This window comes from uncultured Porphyromonas sp., from assembly GCF_947254915.1.
GTDB lineage: Bacteria > Bacteroidota > Bacteroidia > Bacteroidales > Porphyromonadaceae > Porphyromonas.
The window spans coordinates 1-5629 of record NZ_CAMYEZ010000127.1 but is presented as its reverse complement, the minus strand read 5'-3'; the positions used below and the strand labels follow the sequence as shown (position 1 = coordinate 5629).

The following is a 5629-nucleotide window of genomic DNA, read 5'->3' as shown; positions in this document are numbered from 1 at the left end:
TACCTCCGCAACCGACTGGCTGGGCTATCTGATGGGGCTTCTCTCCTCCGCAACCTTTGGACTGATACCACTGCTCAGCATACCTGTGCTATCGCAAGGCGTATCGGAGGGGACGGTGCTCATGTACCGCTTTCTCATCGCAGCGCTTATCGTCGGTAGCATCGTCGTGATACGTAGAGAGTCTCTGCGGGTATCGCTGCGGAGCTTCTTGATCCTGCTCGCCTTGTCGGTCTTGTACTTCTTCTCCTCCTTTCTGCTCATCGAGGGGTACCAGCATATGCCGTCGGGTGTCGCTACGGTACTACACTTCAGCTACCCAACGTTTGTCGTGCTACTCATGTTTCTCGTCTTTCGTCAGCGGATCAACGTACTACAAGGGCTGGCCGTCCTCTTAGCTTTAAGTGGCGTGTCGCTCATCTCAGGCTTCTTTGAGTCAGACGTGACCGCTATCTCACTCAGACCGTTGCTCACGGTGCTCTTCTCGGGCTTTTGCTACGCCACCTACATCGTCATCCTGCGGCACGCTCGCCTAGAGCCGATGAGTAGCTTCAAGCTAACCACCTACGTGATGGGACTCTCGACCATACTCTTTGCGCTCTTTTGCAAAGCCACAGGCGCCAGCCTCCTCTTGGACAATGAGACGCAATGGATCTACACCGCCCTGCTGGCACTCATCCCGACCGTCTGCGCTAATATCACACTCGTCTGGGCGGTGCAGCGGATAGGCTCTACACCGACCGCCATCATGGGAGCACTGGAGCCACTCACAGCCGTAGTCGTGGGAGCCTTCGCTCTAGGTGAGGAGCTCTCTCTAGGTCAAGGGTTCGGCATCGGTGTCGTCCTACTGGCCGTCCTGCTACTCGTCGTGTCGCCCCTCTTGATGCGCCGACTCAAGCAAGCTTAGCTACAGTTGCTGCGCCAAGGCACGCGACAGATAGAACCTATTCGTCTCCGAGACATAGACCACAGGTGTCGGGAGCTCTCGCTCCACTCCGTCTACCCAAGCTCTGCGCTGGTAGGCACGCAGCTCGATCTCGTGCCCCTGGTAGTGGATCATGATCCGCTTCTCCTCCGGCTGGTCACCCGTTATCTCGTACTGAGCTTGAGGAAAGAGCGCATCGTGTGGCGCATAGTACTCCTCCGACAGCTCCAGCATCGTCTGCTTCAGTCCCAGTTGCGTACGCATATAGTTGTGCAGGTCAATGTTCGTCACGCAACCTCTGATCGGTGTCAACCGTTGAGGCGTATAGCTAGCGAGAAAGACCTCTTCGCCAGTATGCCCATGCGTCGTAAAGCCAATGAGCAGGTGTCGCTTCATCCAGTCTACGAAGTACTCCTTCAGACGATACTTCTGACTCCATCCATACTCCGCATACTTAGCCTTGCGCTGCTCAGCCGATAACGTTGAGCAGGCGTAGTCCTCCACCGCATTGATCTCTGCCAGCTCCTCCTCCGAGGGACGTATGCTGGTCCATAGGTAGAGACTGTCGGCTAGGTGTGAGAGCGCCGTCTGACTTGTCTTGCGACCCAGCTCCACCGAGCTATAGCGAAAGCGTGTCAGCGGCATAATCAGTTCGTCCAGCGTCAGACGCGCATAGCCCCTGTCCACACGACCTATGCTCATACCACTATTGCCATGGTCAGCCGTCACGAGGACAATCGTATTCCCGTCCCGCTGCGCATAGTCCAGCGCCACAGCTACCGCCTTGTCAAAAGCTAGAAACTCCGTAGCCATCGCCACGGGGTCGTTGGCGTGAGCAGCCCAGTCCACCTTGCTTCCCTCCACCATTAGGACAAAGCCGTTAGGGTTCTCCAGATTACGTATTGCCGTCTCCGTCATCTCAGCCAGCGAAGGGTAGCGTAGCGTATCTCCCAGCGAGCGACGATCCAAGTCGTACGGCATATCCATCTTGTCAAAAAGCGCCCACATACCACCTCCACGATGCGTCCGCATAGCTGCGAGATCATCAAGGTAGAGTGCTATACCCTGACGGTTCAGTCGCTTCTTTAGTTCGCTCGTCATCAGCGAGGTACCACCGCCCAGTAGGATGTCCACTCCGTTGTCCACCATCTGCGGGACGATGCTCTTGTAGAGCTTGCGAGAGGACGAGTGAGCCGTGCAGTCGGCTGGCGTAGCGTGGGGAAACTCACACGTGCAGACCACCCCGATACGCTTGCCTTGCGTCTGCTTGGCAGCCTCCATAAGGGTCACCACAGGACGGTAAGCCCACGAGGAGTCCAGCGGTACCAGGTCATTGTGTGGCTCACTGTACGGATAGGTTGCGATGAAGCCATCGATCGAGGGCACGCCCGTCATATAGCATGAAGTCGTCGGTGCCGAGTCCCCGATGGGCGCATTGGAGCAGTAGGTGATGACGCTCCCCGAGAGATAAGGGTCGAGCGATAGGTGCTGCGCCTGAGGATTGAGCGCTCTCTGATACCAACGAGCCAGTGAGACCGCCGGTAGCGAGGTCCCGTCCGAGATGAGGAGGATCACATTCTTGGCGGGGCGCTCGGGTAGTGGATATTTCTGTTGTTGCGCCACCAGTGAGAGCGACGCTAGGAGGAGCAGTAAGATATGTGAGAAGCTTTTCATAGTCTATCTAAAGTGTTGTTGTGTTCTCTTGGGGTAGTGCTTCGTACATCAAGGTGAGACCGATGAAGTCCTCCACCGAGAGGCGCTCTGCACGGAGCGTAAAGATGTCGTGGTCAGCATAGGGAAACTCCTTGCCAAAGAGTGGCTGCAGAGCATTGCGCAGCATCTTCCGTCGCTGTCCGAAGGCCGTTTTGACTACCCGCTTGAAGTTGGCCTCATCGCAGGGGAGCGACGTGCGTCCATTCCGTTGAGCGATCATCACGCCCCCATCCACCTTGGGCGGTGGGTTGAAGTCTCGCTTTGAGACCTTAAAGAGGTAGTCGCAGTCGTACCAGCACTGGAGTAAGACGCTCAGGATACCGTAGTCACGACCGCCAGGCGAAGCGCAGAGTCGCTGCGCCACTTCATGCTGTAGCATACCCGCCACGGCTGGGATGCGCTCACGCAGCTCTAGGATACGGAAGAAGATCTGCGAAGAGATGTTGTACGGATAGTTGCCGATCACCACAAAAGGCGTGTCCGCTCGTCCAGGGATCAGCTCCTCAGCGGGTAGCTTGAGGAAGTCTCCCTCGATGATCCGCCCCTCTTGGCTTAGCTGTGGAAAGTGCTGGTGCAGATACTCAATACTCTCATGATCTATGTCGATCACCTGCAGGTCGTGCCCCGCCTCTAGGAGAGGCTGCGTCAAGACGCCCATACCTGGTCCCACCTCTAGGATCGGCGTGCCGAGGTAGTCCGCCACCGAGTCGGCGATGCGCTGCGCTGCACCGAGATCAGTGAGAAAGTGCTGCCCTAGATATTTCTTCGCTCGTACAGATTCCATAGTTCTTTCGCTCGTTCCAAGGTCAAAAGTACAACATTTATCGAATAGCTCCGTGGAAAATCAAAAATATCCACCGGGGAAATGGACTAAATCTTCGGAAGAATGAAATGAAACTTCGGAAGAATGAAATGGAAGTTCGGAAGAATGAAATGAAAGTTCGGAAGAATTGTCCATTTCCTCGCTGGAAATTCCCAGTTTCCCTCCGAGGAATTGGGTAGCGTGGCTTATGACACTATGCGCTCTCTCGCTAATCTCTAACTTCTAGTCTCTCTAGATTTGAGTACATTTGCCTAGCAATGTGAGTAGCTCACTGTAAGAGCTGGCGCATTCATGATAGATGGCAAAGGTTAAGACTATATACAAGTGTAGTGCCTGTGGCGCTACCTACAGTCGCTGGCAAGGGCAGTGCAACGAGTGTCAAGAGTGGAATACGATCGAGGAGCAACTGGCTCAGCCAGAGACGACCTCGGGGCGCTCGACACCAGCGCAAGAGATACAGCGTAAGCTCAAGCAGATCCACGAGGGCGCTACGTGGGACGGCCTTCACTCTGAGGAGGTGCGTCCCATACAGCTGATCGAGGGAAGCGAGGAGAGTCGAGTAGATCTGCACGACGAGGAGCTAAACCGCCTCCTCGGTGGTGGACTGGTGCAGGGTTCCTTCACCTTGCTGGGGGGCGAGCCTGGTATTGGTAAGTCTACGCTGATCTTTCAGACGGTGCTGCGCTGTCCAGAGCTCAAGACACTCTATGTCTCGGGCGAGGAGAGTGCTCAGCAGCTCAAACTACGGGCCGACCGCATCGGCATACACTCGGAGCAGTGCCTCATCTACTGCGACACCGACCTGGACAACATACTCCTGAAGGCACTGCAGATAGCGCCCGACCTGCTGGTCATTGACAGTATTCAGACGGTTACGACTGCGCGCTCCGAATCTTCGCCTGGATCCATTAGTCAGATTAAGGAGTGCGCCAACCTGCTCCTGCACTTTGCCAAGAGCAGCGGCATCCCCGTGATCGTCATTGGGCATATCAACAAAGAGGGCTCCATCGCGGGCCCGAAGATCTTGGAACATACGGTAGACACGGTCTTGCAGTTTGAGGGTGACAAGCTGCATCTCTACCGCATCTTGCGTAGCCACAAGAACCGCTTTGGCTCTACCGACGATCTCGGCATCTACGAGATGAATAGCTCGGGTCTGGTCGCTGTGAGCAATCCCTCGGAGCATCTCATCTCGGGCAATACGGAGGGACTCAGTGGCGTCGTGGTCGCCTGTGCCGTGGAGGGTATTCGTCCGATCATGATCGAGACGCAAGCCTTGGTCAGTTCGGCTATTTACAATAACCCGCAGCGGTCGACCACAGGCTTTGACCTGAGGCGACTCAACATGCTGCTGGCCGTTTTGGAGAAGCGAGCTGGCTTCAAGCTCATACAGAAGGACGTTTTTCTCAATATCACGGGCGGCATCAAGATCAACGATACTGCCGTGGATCTAGCGGTGCTCTGTGCCGTCCTCTCCTCCAATCTAGACATAGCCGTCCCCTCGAAGACCTGCATGACGGGTGAGGTGGGGCTGGCGGGTGAGATACGTGCCGTGAGCCGTATAGAGCGACGCATTGCGGAGGCGCATCGTCTGGGCTTCACGCGGATACTAATCCCCAAGGCGAATGCTAAGAGCCTGCAACAGCGAAACTACGACATAGAGATCGTGCCGTGTGATCGGGTGGATCACGCCTTCAGAACACTCTTCTCACAAAGACAATAGACACTATATATAATAATGAGTAGGATGAACTGGGATCAGCTGATCTCTAACCGACGCTTTGGGGCAGCTGCTCCGCAACTCTCTGGGGGTATGGAGATGCGCACGGAGTTTGACAGAGACTACGATCGTCTGATATTCTCGGCTCCATTTCGCAGACTACAAAACAAAGCGCAGATCTTCCCTCTGCCTAAGAGCATCTTTGTGCACAACCGCCTGACGCATAGTCTGGAGGTGAGCTGTGTGGGGCGCAGCCTGGGCAACTACATAGCGTGCCGCCTGACGGACAATCAGGATACGCCTCATCGGGGTAGCATCGCCACGGTCGTCTCGGCTGCTTGTCTAGCACACGATATGGGCAATCCCCCCTTCGGGCATAGTGGCGAGCGGGCAATACGGGCCTACTTTACCGAGGGCAATGGACGCCAATGGTATGATGCCGTAGTAGGGG

Annotated in this window: 5 protein-coding genes; 3 read left to right on the top strand and 2 right to left on the bottom strand. The window is 55.7% G+C overall.

Features of this window, described 5'->3' with window-relative positions; translation table 11 throughout:
- Positions 1–904 (top strand): DMT family transporter (locus Q0X57_RS07270; protein WP_297729644.1); only part of this gene is annotated, 904 nt, incomplete at its 5' end.
- Here the strand turns inward: Q0X57_RS07270 and Q0X57_RS07265 are convergent.
- A complete protein-coding gene (locus tag Q0X57_RS07265; RefSeq protein WP_297729641.1) occupies positions 905–2596 on the bottom strand; it encodes an alkaline phosphatase in 1692 nt (563 codons plus the stop codon). It lies immediately after the preceding gene.
- A gap of 7 nt (positions 2597–2603) precedes the next feature.
- Complete coding sequence (rsmA, locus tag Q0X57_RS07260) at positions 2604–3419, bottom strand: 16S rRNA (adenine(1518)-N(6)/adenine(1519)-N(6))-dimethyltransferase RsmA (protein ID WP_297729639.1); 816 nt, start codon at positions 3417–3419, stop codon at positions 2604–2606.
- A 337-nt stretch (positions 3420–3756) separates the two neighbouring features.
- On the opposite strand from rsmA, the gene radA reads away from it, so the two are divergent.
- Positions 3757–5181 carry a DNA repair protein RadA gene (radA, locus tag Q0X57_RS07255; RefSeq protein WP_297729636.1) on the top strand — a complete coding sequence of 475 codons (1425 nt, stop codon included), beginning with the start codon at positions 3757–3759 and terminating at the stop codon, positions 5179–5181.
- Positions 5182–5205: 24 nt separating this feature from the next.
- The coding region (dgt, locus tag Q0X57_RS07250; RefSeq protein ID WP_297729647.1) for a dGTP triphosphohydrolase at positions 5206–5629 on the top strand (424 nt) is incomplete at its 3' end.

Coding starts and splice junctions, on each gene's coding strand:
- radA (WP_297729636.1), top strand. CDS start 3,757: ATGGCAAAGGTTAAGACTATATACAAGTGTAGTGCCTGTGGCGCTACC.
- Q0X57_RS07265 (WP_297729641.1), bottom strand. CDS start 2,596: ATGAAAAGCTTCTCACATATCTTACTGCTCCTCCTAGCGTCGCTCTCA.
- rsmA (WP_297729639.1), bottom strand. CDS start 3,419: ATGGAATCTGTACGAGCGAAGAAATATCTAGGGCAGCACTTTCTCACT.